We start from the raw sequence: 24,652 nt of genomic DNA, 5'->3' as shown, positions 1-24,652 counted from the left end.
CATGCTGATCCCCGTGATTCTGTCCGGCGGTGCCGGCACCCGTTTGTGGCCGGTGTCCCGAGAGGGCCATCCCAAGCCGTTCATGACCCTGCCCGACGGCCAGTCGCTGCTGGGCAAGACCTACCGGCGCGCTGCCGGTCTGCTGGACGGCTGGGGAGACATTGTCACGGTGACCAACCGCGAGTACTACTTCCAAAGCAAGGATCACTATCAGGCCGCGCGCCTGTCACGGCACCGCGGACACTTCCTGCTCGAGCCCACCGGCCGCAACACGGCCCCGGCCATCGCTGCGGCAGCACTGTCACTGCAAGCCCTGCACGGCGACGAAGCGATCATGGTGGTGATGCCCGCCGACCACCTGATCGTCGACGAAGTGGCGCTCAAGAGTGCGGTCGAACACGCGGTCAATCTGGCGAAGGACGGTTACCTGGTGACCTTCGGCGTAGTGCCGACCGCTCCGGAAACCGGCTTCGGCTACATCGAGACCGGCGCGCCACTGGATGCCAGAGGCGCGGCCAAAGTGCAGCGTTTCGTGGAAAAACCCGACCTGCAGACCGCCACCCATTATCTGGAGAGCGGTAACTTCCTGTGGAACTCGGGAATGTTCTGCTTCACCACCGCGACCCTGATCGCCGAGCTGGCGCTGCACGCCCCCGAGCTGCTGGAACAGACCCGCGCCTGCATGGCCGCCAGCGAACCGGTGGAAACCGTCGGCTGCCTGCAACAGGAATTGTCGGCGGCGCTGTTCGCCGAGATCACCGATATTTCCATCGACTACGCGCTGATGGAACGCTCGGAAAAAGTGGTTGTGGTTCCCGCCAGTTTCGACTGGAGCGACATCGGTTCATGGGGCGCGGTCGCGGCGCTGGTGCCCGCGGATGCTGACAATAACCGCGCCAGCGGCGAAGCGATCTTCATCGACAGCCGCAACAACTTCGTCCAGAGCGAAGGCCGGCTGGTGGCTGCGGTGGGTGTGGAAGACCTGATTGTGATCGACACCGCCGACGCCGTGCTCGTCGCCCACGCCGATCGTGCTCAGGATGTACGCCGGGTCGCCAAGCAGCTCAAGGACAAGTCCCACGAAGCCTATCGCCTGCACCGCACGGTCAGCCGTCCATGGGGCACCTACACCGTGCTCGAGGAAGGCCCGCGCTTCAAGATCAAGCGCATCGTGGTCAAACCCGGCGGCAAGCTGTCGTTGCAGATGCACCATCACCGCAATGAACACTGGGTGGTGGTCGAAGGCATGGCCAAGGTCACCAACAACGGTACCGGTACCACGCTGGTGGCCAAGAACGAGTCGACGTTCATCGCTGCCGGTCACAAGCACCGTCTGGAGAACCCCGGCGTGATCGACCTGGTGATCATCGAAGTGCAAAGTGGCGAATACCTGGGAGAGGACGACATCGTCCGCTTCGAAGACCAATACGGCAGGACGGTGTGAATGCTGCTTTCCCTGTACCGCTCGCTGCACGACTACCGGGGTTTCATCCTCGGTAGCGTCAAGCGGGAGTTTCAAGCGCGGTACCGCAATTCGCTGTTCGGCGCGCTGTGGACGGTACTCAACCCGCTGTCGATGATCATCGTCTACACCGTGATCTTTTCCCACATCATGCGCGCCCGTCTGCCCGGCGTGGACGACGGCATGGCCTACAGCGTCTACCTGTGCGCCGGGCTGCTGACCTGGGGCCTGTTCTCGGAAATCACCCTGCGCAGCCAGAACATGTTTCTGGAGAACGCCAATCTGCTGAAGAAAATCAGCTTCCCGCGCCTCTGCCTGCCGGTGATCGTGCTGCTCAATGCCGGTATCAACTTCGCGATCATCATCGGCCTGTTCCTCGGTTTTCTGTTGATCACCGGACGCTGGCCGGGGATGGCCCTGTTGGCACTGGCGCCGTTGCTGGCGCTGCAAGTGCTGTTCTGCGCCGGGCTGGGCATGATCCTCGGCGTGCTCAACGTGTTCTTTCGCGATGTCGGGCAATTGTTCGCCATCTGTCTGCAATTCTGGTTCTGGCTGACGCCCATCGTGTACCCGCTGAGCATCCTGCCCGAGTGGGTGCAGCGCCTGCTGCAACTCAACCCGCTGACCAATCTGATCGGCAGTTACCAGAATCTGTTTCTCTACGGTCAATGGCCGGTGTGGAGCTCGCTGCTGCCGATCTTCGTGATCGGCCTGCTGCTGTGCGTGATCGGGCTGCGCCTGTTCCGCCGGCGGGTCGGCGAAATGGTGGATGAACTCTGATGGGGCACATACGCGTCACCGGCCTGGGCAAGGCCTACAAGCAGTACCCCACCCGCTGGAGTCGCCTGGCCGAATGGCTGATTCCGTTTTCGCCGATGCGCCATCGCCAGCACTGGGTGCTGCAGGATGTGAATTTCGAAATCGCCCCCGGTGAAGCGGTGGGCATCGTCGGGGTCAACGGCGCCGGCAAAAGCACCCTGCTCAAGATGATCACCGGCACCACCCAGCCCACCTGCGGCCAGATCCAGCTCGAGGGCCGGGTCGCGGCGCTGCTGGAACTGGGCATGGGTTTTCACCCGGACTTCACCGGGCGGCAGAATGCGGTGATGGCCGGGCAACTGCTGGGCATGCACGTCGAAGAAATTGAAGCGCTGATGCCGGACATCGAACGCTTCGCGGAAATCGGCGAGGCCATCGATCACCCGGTGCGCACCTACTCCAGCGGCATGCAGATGCGCCTTGCCTTCAGCGTCGCCACCGCGCGACGCCCGGACATACTGATCGTCGACGAAGCGCTGTCGGTGGGCGACGCCTACTTTCAACACAAGAGCTTCGACCGTATCCGCAGCTTCCGCAAAGCCGGCACCACGCTGCTGATCGTGTCCCACGACCGCTCGGCGATCCAGTCGATCTGCGACTCGGCGATCCTGCTCGAGGCCGGCCACATGGCCATGCACGACAAACCCGAAGCGGTCATGGATTACTACAACGCCCTGCTCGCCGAACGCGAGGGCCAGACCGTGCGCCAGGAACTGCTCGACGGCGGCCAGGTGCGCACCGTGTCCGGCACCGGCGAGGCCGGGATCCTCAGCGTGCGACTGCTCGATGAGCACGAGCGCTCCATCGACGCCGCCGAAGTCGGTCAGCCGGTAACACTGGAAGTCGACGTCGAGATTCGTCAGGACATCGAACGGCTGGTGCTGGGGTTCATGATCAAGGATCGTCTGGGCCAGGCCATGTACGGCATCAACACCCACCGACAGAACAAGGCGCTGGAAGATCTGCATGCCGGTGAGCGCATCACCTATCGCTTCGCCTTCGTCATGGGCCTGGGCAAGGGCAATTACTCCGTGGCCCTGAGCCTTTCGCGGCTGGATTCGCACCTGGACCGCAACTTCGAATGGCGTGATTACGGCCTGGTGTTCCACGTGATCAACAACCGCCAGGAAGATTTCGTCGGCTGTTCCTGGCTGGGCGCCAGAACCTCGATCACCCGCCATGCGGACAGCCTCGCGGAGCGTGCGCCATGAAACGCCTGCTGGTCGAATGCACCCACGTGTTCAAACACCCGAAAGTCAATTCCGGGATTCAGCGCGTGGTGCGCAATGTCATCAAGCAACTGCCGCCGAGCGCTGAAGGTGTCGAGTGCGTGCCGGTGGTCTTGCTCAAGGGCGAGCTGTACCGCGTAAAGCGCCTGGCGCCACTGAACGCTCCCCTGTTCAATGCCATCGTCACGTTTGGCGAGCGCCTGGAACGGCTGGCCCATCGCTTCTGGCAACTGCATCAGCGCCTCGACAGCCGCTGCCGGAGCAAAACGACACGACGGGCCCTGTACGTCGGCTATCGGCTGGGCTCGTTCGGCCTGTTCGGTATCCCGTTGCGGCTGATCGAACGCGTCAACCGCTATCAGTTGCCCCAACGCTGCGAGCCACTGGAACACCAGCCCGGCGACCAACTGGTGTTGCTGGATTCGTCCTGGCACTCGGACTTCTTTCTGCATGCCGAACGCCTGAAACACCAAGGCGTGGGCATCGTAGCGGTGATCTACGACCTGATTCCCCTGACCCACCCGCAGTTTTACGACACGCGGCTGGTGCAGGTTTTCAGCGAATGGTTCGACTGGATCACCCGTACCGCCGACGGTTATCTGGCGATTTCCGCCACCGTGCGCGATCAGGTGCGCGAGGAAGTGCAGCGCCGTCTCGGTCCGGCAGATGTCGAAAAGCGCTGGTTCGACTATTTCCACCTCGGCTCCGAGCTGGATCTGCAAAGCGTCGATGCAGCCGTCGAACCGCAGCTGGAGCGTGTGTTCACAACGCCAGAGCCGGTGTTCCTGATGGTCAGCACCATCGAACCACGCAAGAACCACGACTATCTTCTGGATGCCTTCGAGCGCGCCTGGGCAGCCGGTTCAAATGCGCGCCTGTGCATCGCCGGACGCATCGGCTGGAAGTGCGATGCCCTGCTCGCCCGAGTACGCAATCACGCCGAACTGAACCGGCGTCTGTTCATGTTCAACGACTTGAGCGACACCAGCCTGGAATACGCGTATGCCCACTCCAGCGCATTGGTGTTCCCGTCGTTCGTCGAGGGCTTCGGCCTGCCGCTGGTGGAAGCCATGCAGCGCGGATTGCCGGCGATGGGCAGCGACATCGCGGTGTTCCGCGAGATCGGCGGCGAATTCATGGCCTACTTCGATTTGCACGATCCGCAACGCCTTGCCGATCTGGTGACGACCTTCGAGCGCAGCGGTCAGTTTCCCGCCGCCCGTAACGTGGCCGAGTGGCATTGGATCGGCTGGCGCGAAGCCAGTCAGCAACTGGCCGAACGCACCGCACGCCATGTGCTGCAAGCGCCCGCGGCGCAAGCGAGGTCCCATGCGCATAGCCCTTAACGCGCGGATTCTCCAGGCACCACGCACCGGGATCGGCCATTACGTTGCTGAACTGGTCAACGCCTTGCACACCGAAACCGATATCGACGTGGCACTGTTTCACGGCTGGGGCTGGAGTGCGCAGTTGCCGGAAGCGGCGATGCCCGGCTACTCGCGCCTGAGCCCAGTGCTGCGCAAGATCCCCGGCGCCTATCAGGTACGCCGCTGGCTGGAACAGAAACGCTTCGATCAGGGCCGCACACCCGACATCGACCTGTATCACGAACCGAGCCTGTGGCCGCTGGCCTTCGACGGCCCGACCGTGATCACCCTGCACGATCTGACGCACCTGCATTTCCCGGACACGCAGCCGCAGGCACGGCTCAGGGAAATCGAGCGGCGACTGGCCGACGGCATCCAACAGGCACAGGTGATTCTGACCGACTCGCAAGCTATCGCCGACGAAGCACAACGCTATTTCGGGCTGCCAGCCGAGCGCTTCGTGGTGGCACCCCTGGGTGTCGCCGAGCGCTTTCATCCACGCGAGCCGCAAGCCATCGACGCCGTGCTCAAGGCGCATGCCGTGGAGGCGGGGGAGTATTTCCTGTGCGTCGGCACGCTGGAGCCGCGCAAGAACCTGAGCCTGGCCCTGCGCGCCCACGCGCTATTGCCCGAAGCCGTGCGCCAGCGCTTCCCGCTGTTGATCGTCGGTATGGCCGGCTGGCAGCGCGAACAATTCAGTGAGCAATTGCGTGAAGCCCTGGCCAGCAGTCATGTCTGCCTGCTCGGCTACTTGCCGGATGAACAGGTTGCGCAATTGCTGGCCGGCGCCCGGGCGCTGGTTTTTCCCTCGTTGTATGAAGGTTTTGGCCTGCCGGTACTGGAAGCGATGGCCAGTGGCACGCCGGTGGTGGTCACTCGCTCTTCGGCAATGCCGGAAGTGGCAGGGGTCGCCGGTAACTACATTGAAGCTGACGATGCAGACGGCTTGCGCGATGCGCTGAGCCGCCTGATCGACGATCAAGCGCATTGGCAGGCATGCCGAGAAGCCGGATTGCAGCAGGCACGGCTGTTTTCCTGGAAGCGTTGCGCGCAGGCCACGGCCGGCGCCTACCACCAGGCCATGGGAGGTTGAATGCGAGTACTTCATTTTTTCAAGACGTATCTGCCTGACTCGGTCGGCGGCATCGAGCAAGTGATCTTCCAGCTCTGCGAGAGCGGCGCCCAGCACGGTATCGACGGCCAGGTGCTGACCCTCAGCGCCCATCCCGAACCGGCCGTGGTTCAACTGGGGCAACACGAGGTGCATCGGGCCAGACTCGACATCCAGTTCGCTTCCACCGGGTTTTCCTGGAGCGTCTTCAAGCAGTTTCGCGAACTGGCCGCCGAAGCCGACGTGATCAACTATCACTTCCCGTGGCCGTTCATGGATCTGGTGCATTTCGCCAGCGGCATGGACAAACCAAGCGTGGTGACCTACCACTCGGACATCATCCGCCAGAAGAACCTGCTCAAGCTTTATCGCCCGCTGATGAACCGCTTCCTCTCCAGCGCCGACCGGATCGTTGCCGCTTCGCCGAATTACCTGCACACCAGTGATGTATTGCAACAGTTCCAGGACAAGACCCGGGTCATTCCCTATGGCCTGAACAAGGCCGGTTATCCACAGCCTGACGCCGAGCGCATGAACCGCTGGCGCCAGCAGCTTGGGGATAAGTTTTTCCTGTTCGTCGGGGTGATGCGCTACTACAAGGGCCTGCACATCCTGCTCGATGCCTTGAAAGACGTGGACTATCCGGTGGTGATCGTCGGTGCCGGCCCGTTGGAGCAGGCGCTGCACGCTCAGGCAGCCGCGCTGGGTCTGCGCAACATTCACTTCCTCGGACGGGTGAGCGATGACGACAAGGTCGCCCTGCTGCAACTGAGCTACGCCATCGTCTTCCCGTCGCACCTGCGCTCGGAAGCGTTCGGTATTTCGCTGCTCGAAGGCGCGATGTACGGCAAGCCGATGATCTCCAGCGAGATCGGCACCGGCACCAGTTACATCAATATCCACAACGAAACCGGACTGGTGGTGCCGCCGAGTCATCCACAGGCGTTTCGCGAAGCGATGCGCACCCTGTGGGAAAACCCGACCCGCGCCGCCGAAATGGGCGTCAAGGCTGAAGCCCGTTACCGGCAGTTATTCACAGCCGACGAAATGGGCCGCAAGTGGAACGAGCTGTATCAGGAACTGCTGGAGGAAAAGGCGCTGTCCTACGCCTGATCCTTTACAGATCCAGCACCAGCGGCTGGGTACTTTGCGCCGGCACCGCACAGCAGATCAGCACCTGCCCTTCCTCCGGCACGTCGGCCGGGGGCTGTGGATAATTCACTGCGCCGCTGATCAGCCGCGTCTTGCAGGTGCCGCACGATCCACCGCGGCAACTGAATTCCGGACGCAGTCCACGGCTTTCCGCCAGTTCCAGCAGACTGCCGCCGTCGGGCTGCCAGCGCGCTTCCTTGGCCGAACGCTCGAAGACCACCGGCACCGAAGTGGTCGCGGCAGGCAGTTGCTCGATCACGATCGCATCCGGATCGGGTTGGCGCTTGAGGGTCGAGGGGCCGAAGGTTTCGGCGTGGATCTGGTCGTCGCGCACATCCAGTTCACGCAAAGTGTCGTAGATCCCCTGGGTAAAACCGCCGGGGCCACAGAGCACAAAGTCGACCTGATCAAAGTCCTCGTCGGTCAGCAGATTGCGCAATAGATCGCCATCGATACGGCCACGAATATCGAAATCCTCGCCTTGCACCAGATCGTCCTCTGGCTGGCTGAGCACTCGCAACACCTTCACGGCGTCACCGGCGTCCTCCAGCAACCGATCCACCTCTGCGCGAAACGGCTGGTCAGCGAGGCTGCGGGAACTCTGAACAAACAGGGTCGGACGAATCCGCCGGGTACGCAGGCCTTGATAGACCACCTCACGCAGCATCGACAGCAACGGCGTGATGCCGACTCCGGCCGCCAACAACACCAGTGGACGGCGTTCCAGCGCCGCGACCGTGAAATGCCCTTGAGGCAAGCGCGCCTCCAGCACATCGCCTACGCGAATCTGCTCATGCAGGTGCGTCGACACACGTCCTTCGCGTTTGACGCTGATTCGGAAAAAATCGTCCGACGGCGCGCCGGACAGGCTGTAGGTACGGATGTGCATCTCGCCATCGAGGTTGAACCGTAGCGGCAGATGCTGCCCGGCGAGAAACACCGGCAGCCCCGCACCGTCGTCCGGCTCCAGATAAATCGACCGTATATGACGGCTTTCCATTTCAATCCTGGCCACCCGCAATGGTCGCCAGCTGTCCCCCAATGCCTTGGCCTGCAACCGTGCATCGGCCTGGGCCCAGTTACCGGTCAGCAGGCTGGTGGGTGACATACCGTCGAAGCGCCAGCGAAGAGCCAGCGCTGCCGGACGCCGAACCAGTTTCTCAACTTCGAATGTCCACAACCTTTCGGCGCCTTGGAAAGCCTCGATCTGCGGCCCTTCGAGAATCACCTCGGTGCGGCCGCTGAGCTGCAACACATCGCCTGTGGAAAAGTCGATAAACAGCAACCCGGCCAAGGGATTGAGGAGCAGATTGCCGAGGGTATTGAAGTGCAGATTGCCGGCAAAATCCGGGATCGTCAGTCGATTGCCCTCAATCCGCACAAAACCGGGCTGACCGCCACGGTGGGAAACATCGACTGAACGCTCACCGTCGACATCAACGTAACTGGCGACAAAGAAAGTGTCGGCACTTTCGATCAACGCAATGGCGGCGTCATCGAGGCTGTCACGGTGTTCGGCCTTGCGGGTCTGCGGATCCGTCAGTGGCACCCGCTGAAACTGGCGCAACTGAATGTACTGCGGGCAGTTGCCAAACGACTGATCCACCGTCAGCGTAAAACCGTCCGCCCCGAGGCTGCCGATATGGCCATTGAGCCGATTGCGCCGGCGAGTATGCAGCTCGATGCCAAGCAGGCCGATCGCGGCACCGGCCTGCAACTGCGCCGGATCATCGGCAGGCGGCAGGCTGGCGAACTGCATTTGCGTCGGCTCGGGAGAGTGGGCGAATCCCGGTTCGCCCTCCAGCACACTGGCCCATGGACGCCCCTCGGCATCGACGGCGCCGTACAGCATGAAGGGCAATTGCTGATAGAACTGACGGTGCTGATCCGGCATCCAGGTGCGAATCACCTTACGACCGAATTCCTCCATGCGTTCGGCAACGCCGACATGGGCCTGCAATTGTTGCTCGCCAGCGTGCCACGGTGAACGTTCCATCTCGGACTCTCCCCTGCACCGTCGGCGCAGTGTGGGTGATCAATGTCAGGCAGTGGTTTGCAGGCCGGCGACGGTGCGCGGCATGCCGACAAAACCGGGCAGCGCTTCGATCCGCGCCAGCCAGGCGCGCACATTGGCGTAGTCGTCCAGCGACACATTGCCTTCCGGTGCATGGGCGATGTAGCTGTAGGCCGAGATGTCGGCGATGGTCGGCTCGTTGCCCACCAGGTACGGGGTTTTGCCCAGTTCCACATCCATCACCTTGAGCAAGTTGTGCGCACGGGTGATGACTTCCTCGGCGTTGAACTTCGCCCCGAACACCGTGATAAGCCGCGCCGCAGCCGGGCCAAAGGCAATCGGCCCGGCTGCCGCCGACAGCCAGCGCTGGACACGCGCTGCGCCGACCGGGTCGCTCGGCAGCCAACGACCGTTGCCGTACTTCTGCGCCAGATACACCAGAATCGCATTGGAATCGGCCAGCACCACGCCATTGTCATCAATGGCCGGCACTTGCCCGAAGCTGTTGATCGCCAGGTATTGCGGTTGTTTGTGCTCGCCCTTGGCCAGATCAACGAAGATCAGCTCGGTCGGCAGTTGCAACAGGGACAGCATCAGCTCGACCCGATGGGCGTGGCCGGAACGCGGGAAGTTGTAGAGTTTGATCGCTTGCATGGTCGACTCCGCTGGACGTTTGCGTCGCCCGAAATGGGCGACAACCGTGGCAGCCATCTTCCACCTATCGCGAAAACAACAGAATAACCAGCAAACGCAATCCATTATTTCTCTGGATGAAATAACGCCGCGTTTTTCAGGGCTGGATGCTCGCGCAAGGCGCTCACGGTGTAATCGACAAAACTGCGCACCCGGGTCGGCGCCTTGCGCCCGCCCTGATACACCACATGGATGGGCAGCGGCGGCAACTCGTACTCGGCGAGGACGATTTCCAGCTCACCCGAGGCGATCTTGCCGGCCACCTGATAAGACAGCACCCGAGTCAACCCAAGCCCCAAACAAGCGGCGGTGATAGCCGCCTGATTGGCGGTGACCACCAGTCGCGGCTCAGGCCTGACGCTCAAGGGTTCACCGCCCTCCAGAAACGGCCAGTTGCGCAGTTGACCGATGGCCGAGGTCGCCACCACTGGCACGCCGGCCAACGCCTGGGGATGGGTTGGCCGCCCATGCGCGACGAAATAATCCGGCGAACCGCAGATCACCCGACGCACCTCGCCGACCCGGATCGCATGCTGGTTGCTGTCCGGCAAATCACCGATGCGGATCGCCACATCCACGCCTTCCTCGACCATGCTCACCACACGATCCAGCAACAGGGCGTTGATGGAAACGTCCGGGTATTGCGTCAGATAACCCGCCATCACCGGTGTGACAAACAGCTCGCCGAACAACACCGGCGCCGTCACCGTCAATTGCCCACGGGGCTGGGTATGGCTGCCGGCAGCGGAGTCTTCGGCTTCCTGCACCTCGGCAAGAATCCTCCGACAGTCTTCCAGGTAACGCTGACCCGCCTCACTCAGGTGCACGCTGCGGGTGGTGCGAATCAGCAATTGCGTACCGATCCGCTGCTCCAGCGCCGCCACCGCCCGGGTGACGCTGGCCGCGGAAAGACCCAAGCGCCGCGCGGCAGCGGAAAAGCCCTGTTCCTGAGCAACGGCCGCGAAGACCTGCATTTCCTGGAAGCGATCCATGGTGTCCCCGAAGTGGATGAAAAGCCGCCTCGCATTATAGGCAGTACCCGATCCTCAACGGGCATCACCTGCTGGAGCAGCCCAACGTGGCCATGCGATCAGATCAAGGCTGAGACACCGGCTGATCGCGGGTCACTCGCGCAGCCTGCCCGGCCGCCGGCTTGACCCACGTCAGATACGCCAGCACCAGCAACCCGATCCAGACCACGCCGACAATCAATGCCGCCTGAGTGTCCGGGAAGTAACCCAGCACGCCGAACACGAACAACATGAAGGCAATCGCCGCCATGGGTGCGTACGGCCAGAACGGTACCGGGAATTTCAATTGCGCCACCTGCTCGGCCGTCATCGAACGACGCATAGCCACTTGGGTGAACAGAATCATCAGCCACACCCACACCGTGGCGAAGGTTGCGATGGAAGCGATCAGCAGGAATACGTTTTCCGGGATCAGGTAGTTCAGCAACACGCCCAGCAACAGCGCGCAGCTCATTACAATCACCGTCAGCCACGGCACGCCATTGCGCGATAGCTGAGCAAAACCTTTGGGTGCATGCCCTTGCTGAGCCAGACCGTACATCATGCGGCCCGCACCGAAGATGTCGCTGTTGATGGCCGACACCGCCGCCGAGATCACCACGATGTTCAGAATGGTGGCCGCCGAGCTGATGCCCAGATGGTCGAAAATCTGCACAAACGGGCTGCCCTGGCTGCCAATCTGCTGCCACGGAAAAATCGACATCAGCACCAGCATTGTCAGCACGTAGAACAGCAGGATGCGCATCGGCACGGCGTTGATCGCCTTGGGCAATACACGGTGCGGATCCTTGGCTTCACCGGCGGTCACGCCGATGATCTCGATGCCGCCGAAGGCAAACATCACCACGGCAAACGAGGCGATCAGGCCGCCCACGCCGTTGGGCATGAAGCCGCCCTGGGTCCACAGGTTGCTGATATCGGTGGCCTGACCGGGGGCGGTGCTGATGCCGAACAGCATGATGCCGAAGCCGCCGAGGATCATCGCAACGATGGCCGCCACCTTGAGCAACGACAGCCAGAACTCCATTTCACCGAAGACTTTGACGTTGCACAGGTTCAGGCCGCCGACCACCGAAACGATGCCCAGCACCCAGATCCAGCGCGAGACTTCCGGAAACCAGAAGCCCATGTAAATGCCGAACGCGGTCACATCGGCCATGCCGACGATGACCATTTCGAACGCGTAGGTCCAACCGAGAATGAAGCCCGCCATGGGGCCGAGGTAGGTGCTCGCGTAATGCCCGAACGAGCCGGCGACCGGGTTGTGCACCGCCATCTCGCCCAGGGCGCGCATGACCATGAACACCGCCGCGCCACCGATCAGGTAAGCGAGCAGAACCGCTGGACCGGCCATCTGGATGGCCGAGGCAGAACCGTAGAACAACCCGGTACCGATTGCCGATCCCAGGGCCATGAAGCGAATGTGTCGGGCCGAGAGCCCGCGTTTCAAACCTTTTGCTGGCTGCTGCATTTTTCGTCCTTATTTATTGTTATTCGACGCAAAAATCGATTCGCGGGCAGGCCCGTTCCCACAGTGGTAGACATTCCAACTGTGGGAGCGGGCTTGCCCGCGAAGAGGCCCTTACAGGCTAGGCAAAAGCTTGTCTGGAACCAGTTCGTTCAGACACCGCGAAGCCAGCAGTTCGGTCGCCGCATTGATGTCCGGCGCGAAGAAACGGTCCTTCTCGTAGAACGGCACTTCGCGACGCAGAATTCCCCGGGCTTTTTCCAGTTTGCTCGAGGTCTTCAGGCCGTTGCGCAGATCCAGACCCTGCACCGCCGCCAGCCATTCCACCGCGAGAATCCCGCGCGTGTTCTCGGCCATTTCCCACAGACGCTTGCCAGCGGCCGGGGCCATCGACACGTGGTCTTCCTGGTTGGCAGAAGTCGGCAGGCTGTCCACCGAATGCGGATGGGCCAGTGCCTTGTTCTCGCTGGCCAGGGCCGCAGCGGTCACCTGAGCGATCATGAAACCGGAGTTCACCCCGCCATTGGCCACCAGGAACGGCGGCAGTTGCGACATGTGCTTGTCCATCATCAGCGAGATACGGCGCTCGCTGAGGGAGCCGATTTCGGCGATGGCCAGCGCCATGTTGTCAGCGGCCATGGCCACCGGCTCGGCGTGGAAGTTGCCGCCGGAAATCACGTCACCTTCGGCCGCGAATACCAACGGGTTGTCGGACACGGCGTTGGCCTCGATGACCAGCACCTCGGCGGCCTGACGGAACTGGGTCAGGCACGCGCCCATGACTTGTGGCTGGCAACGCAGCGAGTACGGGTCCTGGACCTTTTCGCAGTTCTGGTGCGAGTCGGAGACTTCGCTGCGCTCGCCCAGCAGATCGCGATAAGCGGCGGCGGTGTCGATCTGGCCTTTCTGGCCACGGGCGGCGTGGATACGGGCATCGAACGGCGAGCGCGAGCCCAATACCGCTTCAACTGTAAGACCGCCCAGTGCCAGCGCGCCGGCGAACAGGTCTTCACCTTCAAACAGACCGCGCAAAGCGAATGCGGTAGACACCTGCGTACCGTTGAGCAGCGCCAGACCTTCTTTCGCGGCAAGCGTCAGCGGGGTCAGACCGGCGACTTTCAGCGCTTCGGTGGCTTCCATCCACTCGCCCTTGTAACGCGCCTTGCCCTCACCCAGCAGCACCAGCGACATGTGCGCCAATGGCGCGAGGTCGCCGGATGCACCGACCGAACCTTTCAACGGAATGTGCGGGTAAACCTCGGCGTTGATCAGCGCAATCAGCGCATCGATCACCACACGCCGGATGCCGGAGAAACCACGGCTGAGGCTGTTGACCTTGAGCACCATGATCAGGCGCACCAGCTCATCGCTGATCGGCTGGCCGACGCCGGCGGCATGGGACAACACCAGCGAACGCTGCAGGTTTTCCAGGTCTTCGCTGGCGATGCGGGTCGAGGCCAGCAGGCCGAAACCGGTGTTTATGCCGTAGGCGGTGCGGTTCTCGGCGAGGATCTGCTCGACGCAGGCGACGCTGGCTTCGATCTGGGCGCTGGCGCTGTTGTCGAGGGTCAGCTTGACCGGGTGCTGATAGACGTCACGCAGTTGGGACAGGCTCAGTTGGCCGGGGATCAGGTTCAGCGCAGTCATGTTCAGGCTCCTTTAACCGAAGTAATCATCGGCAGGTTCAGCCCCTGCTCCTTGGCGCAGTCGATGGCGATCTGGTAACCGGCGTCGGCGTGACGCATCACACCGGTACCCGGGTCGTTGTGCAGCACGCGAGCGATACGCTCGGCCGCTTCATCCGTACCGTCGCAGACGATCACCATGCCCGAGTGTTGCGAGAAGCCCATGCCGACGCCGCCACCGTGGTGCAGCGACACCCAAGTCGCGCCGCTGGCGGTGTTCAACAGAGCATTCAGCAGTGGCCAGTCGGAGACCGCATCCGAGCCGTCCTGCATCGATTCGGTTTCGCGGTTCGGGCTGGACACCGAGCCGGAGTCGAGGTGGTCGCGACCGATCACGATCGGTGCCGACAGCTCGCCGCGACGGACCATTTCGTTGAACGCCAGACCCAGCTTGGCGCGCTGGCCCAGGCCGACCCAGCAGATCCGCGCCGGCAGACCCTGGAAGCTGATGCGCTCGCGAGCCATGTCCAGCCAGTTGTGCAGGTGGGCGTCGTCCGGGATCAGTTCTTTGACTTTGGCGTCGGTCTTGTAGATGTCCTGCGGATCACCCGACAGCGCCGCCCAGCGGAACGGGCCGATGCCACGGCAGAACAGCGGACGGATATAGGCCGGCACGAAACCCGGGAAATCGAAGGCGTTTTCCACGCCCTCTTCCTGAGCCATCTGACGGATGTTGTTGCCGTAGTCGAAGGTCGGAATGCCTTGCTTCTGGAAGTCCAGCATGGCTTTGACGTGCACCGCCATCGACTGCTTGGCAGCCTTGATCACCGCGGCCGGTTCGGTCTTGGCGCGGGCGCGGTATTCGTCCCAGGTCCAGCCGGCCGGCAGGTAGCCATTGAGCGGGTCGTGGGCGCTGGTCTGGTCGGTGACCATGTCCGGGCGCACGCCGCGACGGACCAGTTCCGGGAGGATTTCGGCGGCGTTGCCCAGCAGCGCGATGGAGATCGCCTTGCCTTCTTTTGTGTACTTTTCAATGCGCGCCAGGGCGTCGTCGAGGTCTTTGGCCTGTTCGTCGACGTAACGGCTTTTCAGGCGGAAATCGATGCTGACCTGCTGGCATTCGATGTTCAGCGAGCAGGCACCGGCCAATGTGGCAGCCAGCGGCTGGGCGCCGCCCATGCCGCCGAGGCCCGCGGTCAGGACCCAGCGGCCCTTCAGGTTCGAATCGTAATGCTGGCGACCGGCCTCGACGAAGGTTTCGTAAGTGCCCTGAACGATGCCCTGGCTGCCGATGTAGATCCAGCTGCCGGCGGTCATCTGGCCGTACATCGCCAAACCTTTCGCGTCGAGTTCGTTGAAGTGTTCCCAGGTCGCCCAGTGCGGTACCAGGTTGGAGTTGGCGATCAGCACGCGCGGCGCATTGCTGTGGGTCTTGAACACGCCGACCGGTTTGCCGGACTGCACCAGCAGGGTTTCGTCGTCGTTCAGATTGGTCAGGCTCTCGACGATCTTGTCGTAGCACTCCCAGTTGCGCGCGGCGCGGCCGATGCCACCGTAAACCACCAGCTCTTTCGGGTTCTCGGCCACTTCCGGGTCGAGGTTGTTCATCAGCATGCGCAGCGGCGCTTCGGTCAGCCAGCTCTTGGCGGTCAGCTTGTTGCCGCGCGATGCACGGATCTCAACATTGCGGAATTTTGTAGGCTTATTGTCAGTCACGAAAAAGACTCCTCAGCGATCAATTCAAACCAACCCTGGCGATGGGCAAGCGGCTTGTGCGCTTCAATGCGCGACAAGCGAATCAGTGGACGAGATGCTCGGTTTTTTTCAACTCGTATGCATACGTCTTTACTTGTACATACAAGCATATGCAATTGAACGGCCAACTTGTCGAGAAGCCATCCAGCAAAACCTGCGGATACCGCTTGGGGGCCGGATTCACGGGGCATCGAGTGATTGAATTTTTTTCGAAGGGGCGCTTTTTGAAATCAGAGAGACTGTTACAGGAGCGTGGCATTGCACCGCGCTGGGGTGTTCGGTAACAAAAGGTGGGAAACATGCCAAAGCCTGGAGACCCCGATGAGTCTCCGGGCTGTGGTCGTCTGGTGCGGCGTGTGGATAACTTATTCCACCGTCACCGACTTCGCCAGGTTACGCGGCTGGTCCACGTCTGTGCCTTTGAGCACCGCGACGTAGTACGACAGCAGTTGCAGCGGGATGGTGTAGAGGATCGGCGACAGAATGTCGTGGATGTGCGGCATCTGCACCACGTGGGTGCCTTCGCCGTTGGTCATCCCCGCCTTCTCGTCAGCGAACACGATCAGTTCGCCGCCACGGGCACGAACTTCCTGCAGGTTGGACTTGAGCTTCTCGAGCAGTTCGTTGTTCGGCGCCACGGTGACCACCGGCATGTCGTTATCCACAAGCGCCAGCGGGCCATGCTTCAGTTCGCCGGCAGGGTAAGCTTCGGCGTGGATGTACGAAATTTCCTTGAGTTTCAGAGCCCCTTCCATCGCGACTGGATACTGCGCACCACGACCGAGGAACAGGGTGTGGTTTTTGTCAGCGAACAGTTCGGCGATTTTTTCCACCGTACTGTCCATGGCCAGCGCTTCGCCCAGGCGAGTCGGCAGGCGACGCAGTTCTTCAACCAGTCGGGCTTCAACGCCTTTTTCCAGAGTGCCGCGCACCTGGCCCAGGGACAGAGTCAGCAGCAGCAGGCCGACCAGTTGCGTGGTGAACGCTTTGGTCGAGGCCACACCGATTTCGCGACCGGCCTGGGTCAGCAGGGTCAGGTCGGATTCGCGCACCAGCGAACTGATGCCGACGTTGCAGATCGCCAGGCTGCCCAGGAAACCCAGTTCCTTGGCGTTGCGCAGGGCGGCCAGGGTGTCGGCGGTTTCGCCGGACTGGGAAATGGTGACGAACAGAGTGTCCGGCTGCACCACCACCTTGCGGTAGCGGAACTCACTGGCGACTTCGACCTGGCACGGAATCCCCGCCAGCTCTTCGAGCCAGTAACGGGCAACCATGCCGGCGTGGTAACTGGTGCCGCACGCCACAATTTGCACATTGCGCACTTTGGCGAACAGTTCGGCGGCCTGCGGGCCGAACGCCTGCACCAGTACCTGATCCGAGCTCAATCGACCTTCCAGCGTGCGTTGCACCACGGATGGCTGCTCGTGGATTTCCTTGAGCATGTAGTGACGGAACTCGCCTTTGTCGGCGGCTTCGGCGCCATCGGTGTACTGGACGGTCTGGCGCTCGACGGCTTTGCCGGTCACGTCCCAGATCTGCACCTTGTCGCGCTGGATTTCGGCGATATCGCCCTCTTCCAGGTACATGAAACGGTCGGTGACCTGACGCAGGGCCAGTTGATCGGAAGCGAGGAAGTTTTCGCCCAGGCCCAAACCGATCACCAGCGGGCTGCCGCTGCGAGCCGCGACCAGACGATCCGGTTGCAGCGCGTGAATGACCGCCAGACCGTAGGCGCCATGCAGTTCCTTGACGGTTGCCTTCAGGGCATCGGTCAGGTCCGGCAGCGCCTTGAGCTTTTCGGTCAACAGGTGGGCGATGACTTCGGTGTCGGTGTCGGAGGAGAACACGTAACCCTGCGCCTTGAGTTGCTCGCGCAGCGCTTCATGGTTTTCGATGATGCCGTTGTGCACCACCGCGACCTTATCCGAGAAATGCGGGTGAGCATTGCGTTCGCTTGGCGCGCCATGAGTAGCCCAGCGGGTGTGGGCGATGCCGAGACGACCCACCAGCGGATGTTCAGCCAGGGCAGCATCCAGTTCGCTGACCTTGCCCACACGACGGGTGCGTTCCAGCATGCCGTCATTGGTGTACACCGCCACACCGGCACTGTCATAACCGCGGTATTCGAGGCGCTTGAGGCCTTCGACCAGGATGGCGGTGATATTACGTTCAGCTACCGCGCCGACAATTCCACACATGCTTATTTCTCCTGACTGACCGTCGCGCAAATCAAATTGATACCGCGAGACTGAATCTGATCCCGTGCCTCCGGCGGCAGGCGATCATCGGTGATTAGGGTATGGACACTGCTCCACGGCAGCTCCAGATTTGGAATCTTGCGGCCGATCTTGTCGGCCTCGACCATCACGACCACTTCCCGCGCCACTTCCGCCATCACCCGGCTCAGGCCGAGCAACTCATTGAAGGTCGTGGTGCCACGCACCAGATCGATGCCGTCGGCACCGATGAACAATTGATCGAAGTCGTAAGAGCGTAGTACCTGCTCGGCGACCTGGCCCTGAAAGGATTCCGAATGGGGATCCCAGGTGCCGCCGGTCATCAGCAGGACCGGTTCATGCTCGAGTTCGCTCAGGGCATTGGCGACATGCAGGGAATTGGTCATCACCACCAGACCCGGCTGCTGGCCGAGCTCCGGAATCATGGCAGCGGTGGTGCTGCCACTGTCGATGATGATGCGGGCGTGTTCGCGAATGCGTGTGACCGCAGCACGGGCAATCGCCTGCTTGTATTTGGAAACGTTCTGACTGACGTCTGCCACCAGTTCCTGAGGCATGGTGATCGCCCCGCCATACCGACGCAGCAACAGACCGTGGCTTTCCAGTGCAGCCAGATCCTTGCGAATCGTAACTTCCGAGGTTTCGAAACGCTTGGCGAGCTCGTCGACACTGACTTCGCCCTGCTCATTGAGCAAGGCCAGAATATTGTGGCGACGTTGGGGTGTATTGCGTTTCGACATGGCGAGCTAAGTTTCGATTCGAAAGATAATGAAAGCAATCAAAACCTATCGAAGCAGAACCGTCAAGCCGATGACGAAAAAAAATCGCTGCCCGAGGGCAGCGATCCTTTGCCTTGAAGCACTGTGGATAACTCAGCTCTTCTTGATCTTCTCCGGCCGCTTCCAGCCATCGATGTTCTTCTGTCTTGCACGACCGACCGCCAACTGAGCGTTATCCACATTCTGGGTGATGGTCGAACCGGCCGCCGTGGTCGCACCGGCAGAGATATCCACAGGCGCCACCAGCGAATTGTTGGAACCGATGAACACATCTTCGCCCAACACGGTTTTCCACTTGTTGGCGCCATCGTAATTACAGGTGATGGTGCCAGCGCCGATGTTGGTACGGGCACCGATCTCGGCATCGCCCAGATAAGTCAGGTGCCCGGCTTTCGCGCCTTCGCCCATACGGGCGTTTTTCAGCTCGACGAAGTTACCCACATGGGCACGGGCCTCGAGCACAGTGCCCGGACGCAGACGGGCAAACGGGCCGGCGTCGCTGTTTTCACCCAGCACCGCACCTTCGATATGGCTGTTGGCCTTGATGACAACGCCTTTGCGCAAGGTGCTGTCCTTGATCACACAGTTCGGGCCGATCACCACGTCGTCTTCGATGACGACTTTGCCTTCGAGAATGACGTTGATGTCGATCAACACATCGCGACCGACGGTCACTTCACCACGCACATCAAAGCGGGCCGGGTCACGCAGGGTTACCCCCTGAGCCATCAGCCGACGGCCAGCGCGCAACTGATAGTGGCGCTCCAGTTCGGACAGTTGCCTGCGATCATTGGCGCCCTGCACCTCCATCGGATCGTGAGGCTGCTCGGTCGCGACCACCAGGCCGTCGCCCACCGCCATTTCAATCACGTCGGTCAGGTAATACTCGCCCTGGGCGTTGTTGTTCGACAGGCGTCCCATCCAGTCCGCCAGATGGCTGGCAGGTACCGCGAGAATCCCGGTATTGCCTTCTGTGATCGCGCGTTGGGCTTCAGTGGCATCCTTGTGCTCGACGATTGCCGCAACCTTACCGTTCGCATCGCGCACGATGCGGCCGTAACCGGTCGGGTCATCCAGTTCGACGGTCAGCAATCCCATCTGGCCAGGAACGACATGCTCAAGCAGACGCTGCAGGGTTTCGACTTCGATCAGCGGCACGTCACCATAGAGAATCAGAACGGTGTCGGACTTGATGAACGGTACGGCCTGGGCAGTTGCGTGGCCGGTGCCCAATTGCTTGTCCTGCAGCACGAAATTGAGGTCATCGGCAGCCAGACGTTCGCGCACCACATCGGCGCCATGACCGATGACCACGTGAATGCGCTGCGGATCGAGTTGACGGGCGCTGTGGATAACATGGCCGAGCATGGAATCGCCGGCAATCGGGTGCAGCACTTTCGGCAGTGCCGAACGCATGCGGGTGCCTTGACCGGCCGCGAGGATTACGATTTCAAGAGACATGACTGCTACCAATCCTGGGTGGTCAGCAACTGCGACCGGGTTTGTAGAATTCGGAAAAGAAAAAAGGGTAGCCGAGGCTACCCTTTTTTATCAATCGCACAACAAGCGGACTGACGGATCAACCGCCAAACTTCTTGCGGATCTGCTGGACGGTGCGCAGCTGGGCTGCGGCCTCGGCCAGACGTGCGGACGCAGCTCCGTAGTCGAAATCTGCGCTCTTCTCATGCAGAGCGGCCTCGGCAGCCTTGAGAGCTGCTTGAGCCTGAGCTTCATCCAGGTCGGCGGCACGTTGCACAGTGTCGGCAAGAACCTTGACCATGTTCGGCTGAACCTCGAGGAAACCACCGGAGATGTAGAACACCTCGGCTTCCCCGCCTTGCTTGATCAGGCGGATCGGACCCGGCTTGAGATTCGTGATCAGCGGCGCGTGGCCCAGAGCGATACCAAGATCACCCAGAGCACCGTGCGCAATCACCATCTCGACCAGGCCGGAGAAGATTTCCCCTTCCGCGCTGACGATATCGCAATGGACTGTCATAGCCATCTGATTGCCTCAACCTAAATTAGCGCCCGTTGCCGGGCGCCGGGATTACAGTTTCTTGGCTTTCTCGATCGCTTCTTCGATGCCGCCGACCATGTAGAACGCTTGTTCTGGCAGGTGGTCGTAGTCACCGTTGAGGATGCCTTTGAAGCCAGCAATGGTGTCTTTCAGGGAAACGTATTTACCCGAAGCACCGGTGAAGACTTCAGCCACGAAGAACGGCTGCGACAAGAAGCGCTGGATCTTACGAGCACGGTTTACCAACTGCTTGTCGGCTTCCGACAGCTCGTCCATACCCAGGATCGCGATGATGTCCTTCAGTTCTTTGTAACGCTGCAGCACGTACTGAACGCCACGAGCGGTCTCGTAGTGATCATTGCCGATCACGTTCGGGTCCAGCTGACGCGAAGTCGAGTCCAGTGGGTCTACCGCCGGGTAGATACCCAGGGAAGCGATGTCACGGGACAGAACGACAGTAGCGTCCAGGTGAGCAAACGTGGTCGCTGGCGACGGGTCAGTCAAGTCGTCCGCTGGTACGTATACGGCCTGGATCGAAGTAATCGAACCTTGCTTGGTCGAAGTGATGCGCTCTTGCAGCACGCCCATCTCTTCAGCCAGGGTCGGCTGGTAACCTACTGCCGAAGGCATACGGCCCAGCAGTGCGGATACTTCGGTACCGGCCAGGGTGTAACGATAGATGTTGTCGACGAACAGCAGAACGTCGTTACCTTCGTCACGGAACTTCTCGGCCATGGTCAGGCCGGTCAGCGCTACGCGCAGACGGTTTCCCGGTGGCTCGTTCATCTGACCGTAGACCAGGGCTACCTTGTCGAGAACGTTGGAGTCCTTCATCTCGTGGTAGAAGTCGTTACCCTCACGAGTACGCTCACCCACACCGGCGAACACGGAATAACCGCTGTGCTCGATGGCGATGTTACGGATCAGTTCCATCATGTTTACGGTCTTGCCTACACCGGCACCACCGAACAGACCGACTTTACCGCCCTTGGCGAACGGGCAAACCAGGTCGATAACCTTGATGCCTGTTTCCAGCAGCTCGTTGCCGCCCGCTTGTTCTGCGAAGGAAGGAGCGGCGCGGTGGATACCCCAGCGCTCTTCTTCGCCGATCGGGCCAGCTTCGTCGATCGGGTTGCCCAGTACGTCCATGATCCGGCCCAGAGTCGCTTTACCGACCGGTACGGAGATGGCTGCGCCAGTGTTGTTGACGTCCAGACCGCGCTTCAAGCCTTCGGTGGAGCCCATCGCAATGGTACGAACCACGCCGTCGCCCAGCTGCTGCTGAACTTCCAGAGTGGTTTCGGCGCCTTGAACCTTCAAGGCGTCGTAGATGCTCGGTACGCTGTCGCGTGGAAATTCCACGTCGATAACGGCGCCGATGATTTGAACGATACGTCCGCTACTCATAGCTGGATCCTCTGAATATTTGAACCGTTAAACCGCGGCAGCGCCGCCGACGATTTCCGAGATCTCTTGGGTGATCGCAGCCTGACGCGCCTTGTTGTAGATCAGCTGCAAATCGCTGATCAAATCACCGGCGTTGTCGGTAGCGTTCTTCATCGCGATCATCCGCGCAGCTTGTTCGGCCGCGTTGTTCTCGACCACCGCCTGGTACACCTGCGACTCCACGTAACGCACCATCAAGCCGTCAAGCAGCTCTTTGGCGTCTGGTTCGTAGAGGTAGTCCCAGTGGTGCTTGAGATCCTGATCCGGGGTCGCTACCAGTGGAATCAACTGCTCCACGGTAGGCTGTTGCGTCATGGTGTTGATGAACTTGTTGGATACCACGGACAGGCGGTCAATACGGCCGTCCAGATAGGCATCCAGCATCACCTTGACGCTGCCGATCAGATCATTGATCGACGGCTCTTCACCCAGGTGGCTGATAGCTGCAACGACGTTACCGCCGAAGTTGCGGAAAAAGGCCGCACCCTTGCTACCAACGACACACAGATCAATCTCGACGCCGTTTTCGCGGTTTACCGCCATGTCCTTGACCAGGGCCTTGAACAGGTTGGTGTTCAAGCCGCCGCACAGACCACGGTCACTGCTCACCACGACATAGCCGACACGCTTGATGGCGCGGTCGATCATGAACGGATGGCGGTATTCCGGGTTGGCGTTGGCCAGATGCCCAATTACCTGGCGGATACGCTCCGCATAAGGACGGCTAGCAGCCATGCGCATTTGTGCCTTGCGCATTTTGCTGACCGCCACTTTTTCCATGGCGCTGGTAATTTTTTGCGTGCTTTTGATGCTCGCAATCTTACTGCGAATCTCTTTTGCGCCTGCCATGTAACACCTATCAGGTTAGCAAGCGGGAGCCTTGCGGCTCCCGCTGCGGCTTACCAGGTTTGGGTGGCCTTGAACTTCTCGATACCAGCCTTCAGGCCAGCGTCGATTTCGTCATTGAAGTCACCTTTAACGTTGATCTTCGCCATCAAATCGGCGTGATCGCGGTTGAAGAAAGCAATCAGCGCTTGTTCGAAGCTGCCGATCTTGGCGATTTCAATGTCAGTCAGGAACCCACGCTCAGCGGCATACAGCGACAGCGCCATGTCAGCGATCGACATTGGTGCGTATTGCTTCTGCTTCATCAGCTCGGTAACGCGCTGACCATGCTCAAGTTGCTTGCGGGTCGCTTCGTCCAGGTCAGAAGCGAACTGGGCGAATGCCGCCAGTTCACGGTACTGAGCCAGAGCGGTACGGATACCACCGGACAGCTTCTTGATGATCTTGGTCTGAGCGGCACCACCCACACGGGATACCGAAACACCGGCGTTCACTGCAGGGCGGATGCCCGAGTTGAACATGGCCGATTCCAGGAAGATCTGACCGTCGGTGATGGAAATCACGTTGGTCGGAACGAACGCGGAAACGTCGCCAGCCTGGGTTTCGATGATCGGCAGTGCGGTCAGGGAACCGGTTTTTCCGGTCACTGCGCCGTTGGTGAACTTCTCAACGTATTCTTCCGAAACGCGGGATGCGCGCTCCAGCAGACGGGAGTGGAGATAGAACACGTCGCCTGGGTAAGCTTCACGGCCTGGTGGACGGCGCAGCAGCAGGGAAATCTGGCGGTAAGCCACTGCTTGCTTGGACAGATCGTCATAAACGATCAGCGCGTCTTCACCGCGGTCGCGGAAGAATTCACCCATGGTGCAACCGGAGTACGGTGCCAGGAATTGCAGTGCTGCAGATTCCGAAGCGCTCGCTGCAACGATGATGGTGTTAGCCAGTGCACCGTTTTCTTCCAGCTTGCGAACCACGTTGGCGATGGTCGATTGTTTCTGACCGATTGCCACGTAGACGCAGAAAATGCCGCTGTCTTTCTGGTTGATGATCGCGTCGATCGCCAGAGCGGTTTTACCGATCTGACGGTCACCGATGATCAGCTCACGCTGGCCACGGCCGACAGGGATCATGGCATCGACAGCCTTGTAGCCAGTCTGTACAGGCTGGTCTACCGACTTACGCCAGATCACGCCCGGAGCAACTTTCTCGACCGCGTCGGTCTCGGTGTTGCCCAGTGGACCTTTGCCGTCAACAGGGTTACCCAGTGCGTCGACAACGCGACCCAGCAGTTCCTTACCAACCGGAACTTCGAGGATGCGGCCAGTGCACTTGGCGCTCATGCCTTCAGCCAGACTGGTGTATGCGCCCAGTACAACGGCACCTACGGAGTCTTGCTCCAGGTTGAGGGCCATACCGTAGACGCCGCCCGGAAACTCGATCATCTCGCCGTACATGACGTCGGCCAGACCGTGAATCCGCACGATACCGTCAGATACGCTGACGACAGTGCCTTCGTTACGGGCTTGGGAGGTCACATCGAGCTTTTCGATGCGGCCCTTGATAATTTCACTTATTTCGGAAGGATTGAGTTGCTGCAT

19 protein-coding genes are annotated in these 24,652 nt (G+C 60.9%); 6 read left to right on the top strand and 13 right to left on the bottom strand.

All coding sequences use genetic code 11. The annotated features are described in order from the left end of the window. Position 1 precedes the first annotated feature (1 nt). From J5M72_RS09880 to J5M72_RS09855, 6 genes are read left to right on the top strand one after another with little or no spacing between them, the layout of a single operon-like run. Positions 2 to 1,444 carry a mannose-1-phosphate guanylyltransferase/mannose-6-phosphate isomerase gene (locus tag J5M72_RS09880; protein ID WP_207865357.1) on the top strand — a complete coding sequence of 481 codons (1,443 nt, stop codon included), beginning with the start codon at positions 2 to 4 and terminating at the stop codon, positions 1,442 to 1,444. Next, positions 1,445 to 2,242 carry an ABC transporter permease gene (locus tag J5M72_RS09875; RefSeq protein ID WP_169432560.1) on the top strand — a complete coding sequence of 266 codons (798 nt, stop codon included), beginning with the start codon at positions 1,445 to 1,447 and terminating at the stop codon, positions 2,240 to 2,242. It abuts the gene before it with no gap. Next, a complete protein-coding gene (locus J5M72_RS09870; protein WP_207865356.1) occupies positions 2,242 to 3,492 on the top strand; it encodes an ABC transporter ATP-binding protein in 1,251 nt (416 codons plus the stop codon). The genes J5M72_RS09875 and J5M72_RS09870 overlap by 1 nt, the downstream gene beginning before the upstream one ends. Continuing rightward, the gene (locus J5M72_RS09865) at positions 3,489 to 4,856 is read left to right on the top strand and encodes a glycosyltransferase family 1 protein (RefSeq protein WP_207865355.1); all 1,368 of its coding nucleotides are present in this window, start codon (positions 3,489 to 3,491) and stop codon (positions 4,854 to 4,856) included. The genes J5M72_RS09870 and J5M72_RS09865 overlap by 4 nt, the downstream gene beginning before the upstream one ends. Beyond that, the gene (locus tag J5M72_RS09860) at positions 4,840 to 5,970 is read left to right on the top strand and encodes a glycosyltransferase family 1 protein (protein WP_207865354.1); all 1,131 of its coding nucleotides are present in this window, start codon (positions 4,840 to 4,842) and stop codon (positions 5,968 to 5,970) included. The genes J5M72_RS09865 and J5M72_RS09860 overlap by 17 nt, the downstream gene beginning before the upstream one ends. Further along, a complete protein-coding gene (locus J5M72_RS09855; protein ID WP_169432564.1) occupies positions 5,971 to 7,101 on the top strand; it encodes a glycosyltransferase family 4 protein in 1,131 nt (376 codons plus the stop codon). A gap of 4 nt (positions 7,102 to 7,105) precedes the next feature. Here J5M72_RS09855 and J5M72_RS09850 read toward each other — a convergent pair whose 3' ends face one another. From J5M72_RS09850 to atpA, 13 genes are all read right to left on the bottom strand, one after another. Then, on the bottom strand, positions 7,106 to 9,136 hold the full coding sequence (locus J5M72_RS09850) for a pyridoxamine 5'-phosphate oxidase family protein (RefSeq protein WP_207865353.1): 2,031 nt from the start codon (positions 9,134 to 9,136) through the stop codon (positions 7,106 to 7,108). Positions 9,137 to 9,181: 45 nt separating this feature from the next. Continuing rightward, on the bottom strand, positions 9,182 to 9,808 hold the full coding sequence (locus tag J5M72_RS09845) for a glutathione S-transferase (protein WP_207865352.1): 627 nt from the start codon (positions 9,806 to 9,808) through the stop codon (positions 9,182 to 9,184). A 104-nt stretch (positions 9,809 to 9,912) separates the two neighbouring features. Then, entirely contained in the window at positions 9,913 to 10,839 is a 927-nt protein-coding gene (locus tag J5M72_RS09840; protein ID WP_207865351.1) for a LysR family transcriptional regulator, read from the bottom strand. Positions 10,840 to 10,942: 103 nt separating this feature from the next. Next, positions 10,943 to 12,349 carry an amino acid permease gene (locus J5M72_RS09835; protein WP_207865350.1) on the bottom strand — a complete coding sequence of 469 codons (1,407 nt, stop codon included), beginning with the start codon at positions 12,347 to 12,349 and terminating at the stop codon, positions 10,943 to 10,945. A 111-nt stretch (positions 12,350 to 12,460) separates the two neighbouring features. Next, positions 12,461 to 13,993: a histidine ammonia-lyase gene (gene hutH / locus J5M72_RS09830; RefSeq protein WP_207865349.1), complete on the bottom strand. Its 1,533-nt coding sequence runs from the start codon at positions 13,991 to 13,993 to the stop codon at positions 12,461 to 12,463. A gap of 2 nt (positions 13,994 to 13,995) precedes the next feature. Further along, complete coding sequence (gene hutU, locus J5M72_RS09825) at positions 13,996 to 15,687, bottom strand: urocanate hydratase (RefSeq protein WP_207865348.1); 1,692 nt, start codon at positions 15,685 to 15,687, stop codon at positions 13,996 to 13,998. Positions 15,688 to 16,091: 404 nt separating this feature from the next. Further along, positions 16,092 to 17,924 (bottom strand): glutamine--fructose-6-phosphate transaminase (isomerizing), encoded by a 1,833-nt coding sequence (gene glmS / locus J5M72_RS09820; protein ID WP_207865347.1) that lies wholly within the window; start codon positions 17,922 to 17,924, stop codon positions 16,092 to 16,094. Between the two features lie 2 nt (positions 17,925 to 17,926). Continuing rightward, complete coding sequence (locus J5M72_RS09815) at positions 17,927 to 18,703, bottom strand: DeoR family transcriptional regulator (RefSeq protein WP_169432572.1); 777 nt, start codon at positions 18,701 to 18,703, stop codon at positions 17,927 to 17,929. Positions 18,704 to 18,835: 132 nt separating this feature from the next. Further along, on the bottom strand, positions 18,836 to 20,203 hold the full coding sequence (gene glmU / locus J5M72_RS09810) for a bifunctional UDP-N-acetylglucosamine diphosphorylase/glucosamine-1-phosphate N-acetyltransferase GlmU (protein ID WP_207865346.1): 1,368 nt from the start codon (positions 20,201 to 20,203) through the stop codon (positions 18,836 to 18,838). A gap of 118 nt (positions 20,204 to 20,321) precedes the next feature. Beyond that, positions 20,322 to 20,747 carry a F0F1 ATP synthase subunit epsilon gene (locus J5M72_RS09805; RefSeq protein WP_007954164.1) on the bottom strand — a complete coding sequence of 142 codons (426 nt, stop codon included), beginning with the start codon at positions 20,745 to 20,747 and terminating at the stop codon, positions 20,322 to 20,324. A gap of 45 nt (positions 20,748 to 20,792) precedes the next feature. Beyond that, positions 20,793 to 22,169 (bottom strand): F0F1 ATP synthase subunit beta, encoded by a 1,377-nt coding sequence (gene atpD, locus J5M72_RS09800; RefSeq protein ID WP_007954162.1) that lies wholly within the window; start codon positions 22,167 to 22,169, stop codon positions 20,793 to 20,795. Positions 22,170 to 22,196: 27 nt separating this feature from the next. Then, a complete protein-coding gene (gene atpG / locus J5M72_RS09795) occupies positions 22,197 to 23,057 on the bottom strand; it encodes a F0F1 ATP synthase subunit gamma (protein ID WP_008084419.1) in 861 nt (286 codons plus the stop codon). A 50-nt stretch (positions 23,058 to 23,107) separates the two neighbouring features. Next, positions 23,108 to 24,652: a F0F1 ATP synthase subunit alpha gene (gene atpA, locus J5M72_RS09790; protein WP_041073579.1), complete on the bottom strand. Its 1,545-nt coding sequence runs from the start codon at positions 24,650 to 24,652 to the stop codon at positions 23,108 to 23,110.

It is taken from the genome of Pseudomonas sp. 58(2021), assembly GCF_017491585.1.
GTDB classification, from domain to species: domain Bacteria; phylum Pseudomonadota; class Gammaproteobacteria; order Pseudomonadales; family Pseudomonadaceae; genus Aquipseudomonas; species Aquipseudomonas fluorescens_BT.
This window is presented reverse-complemented; position numbering and strand designations above follow the sequence as displayed.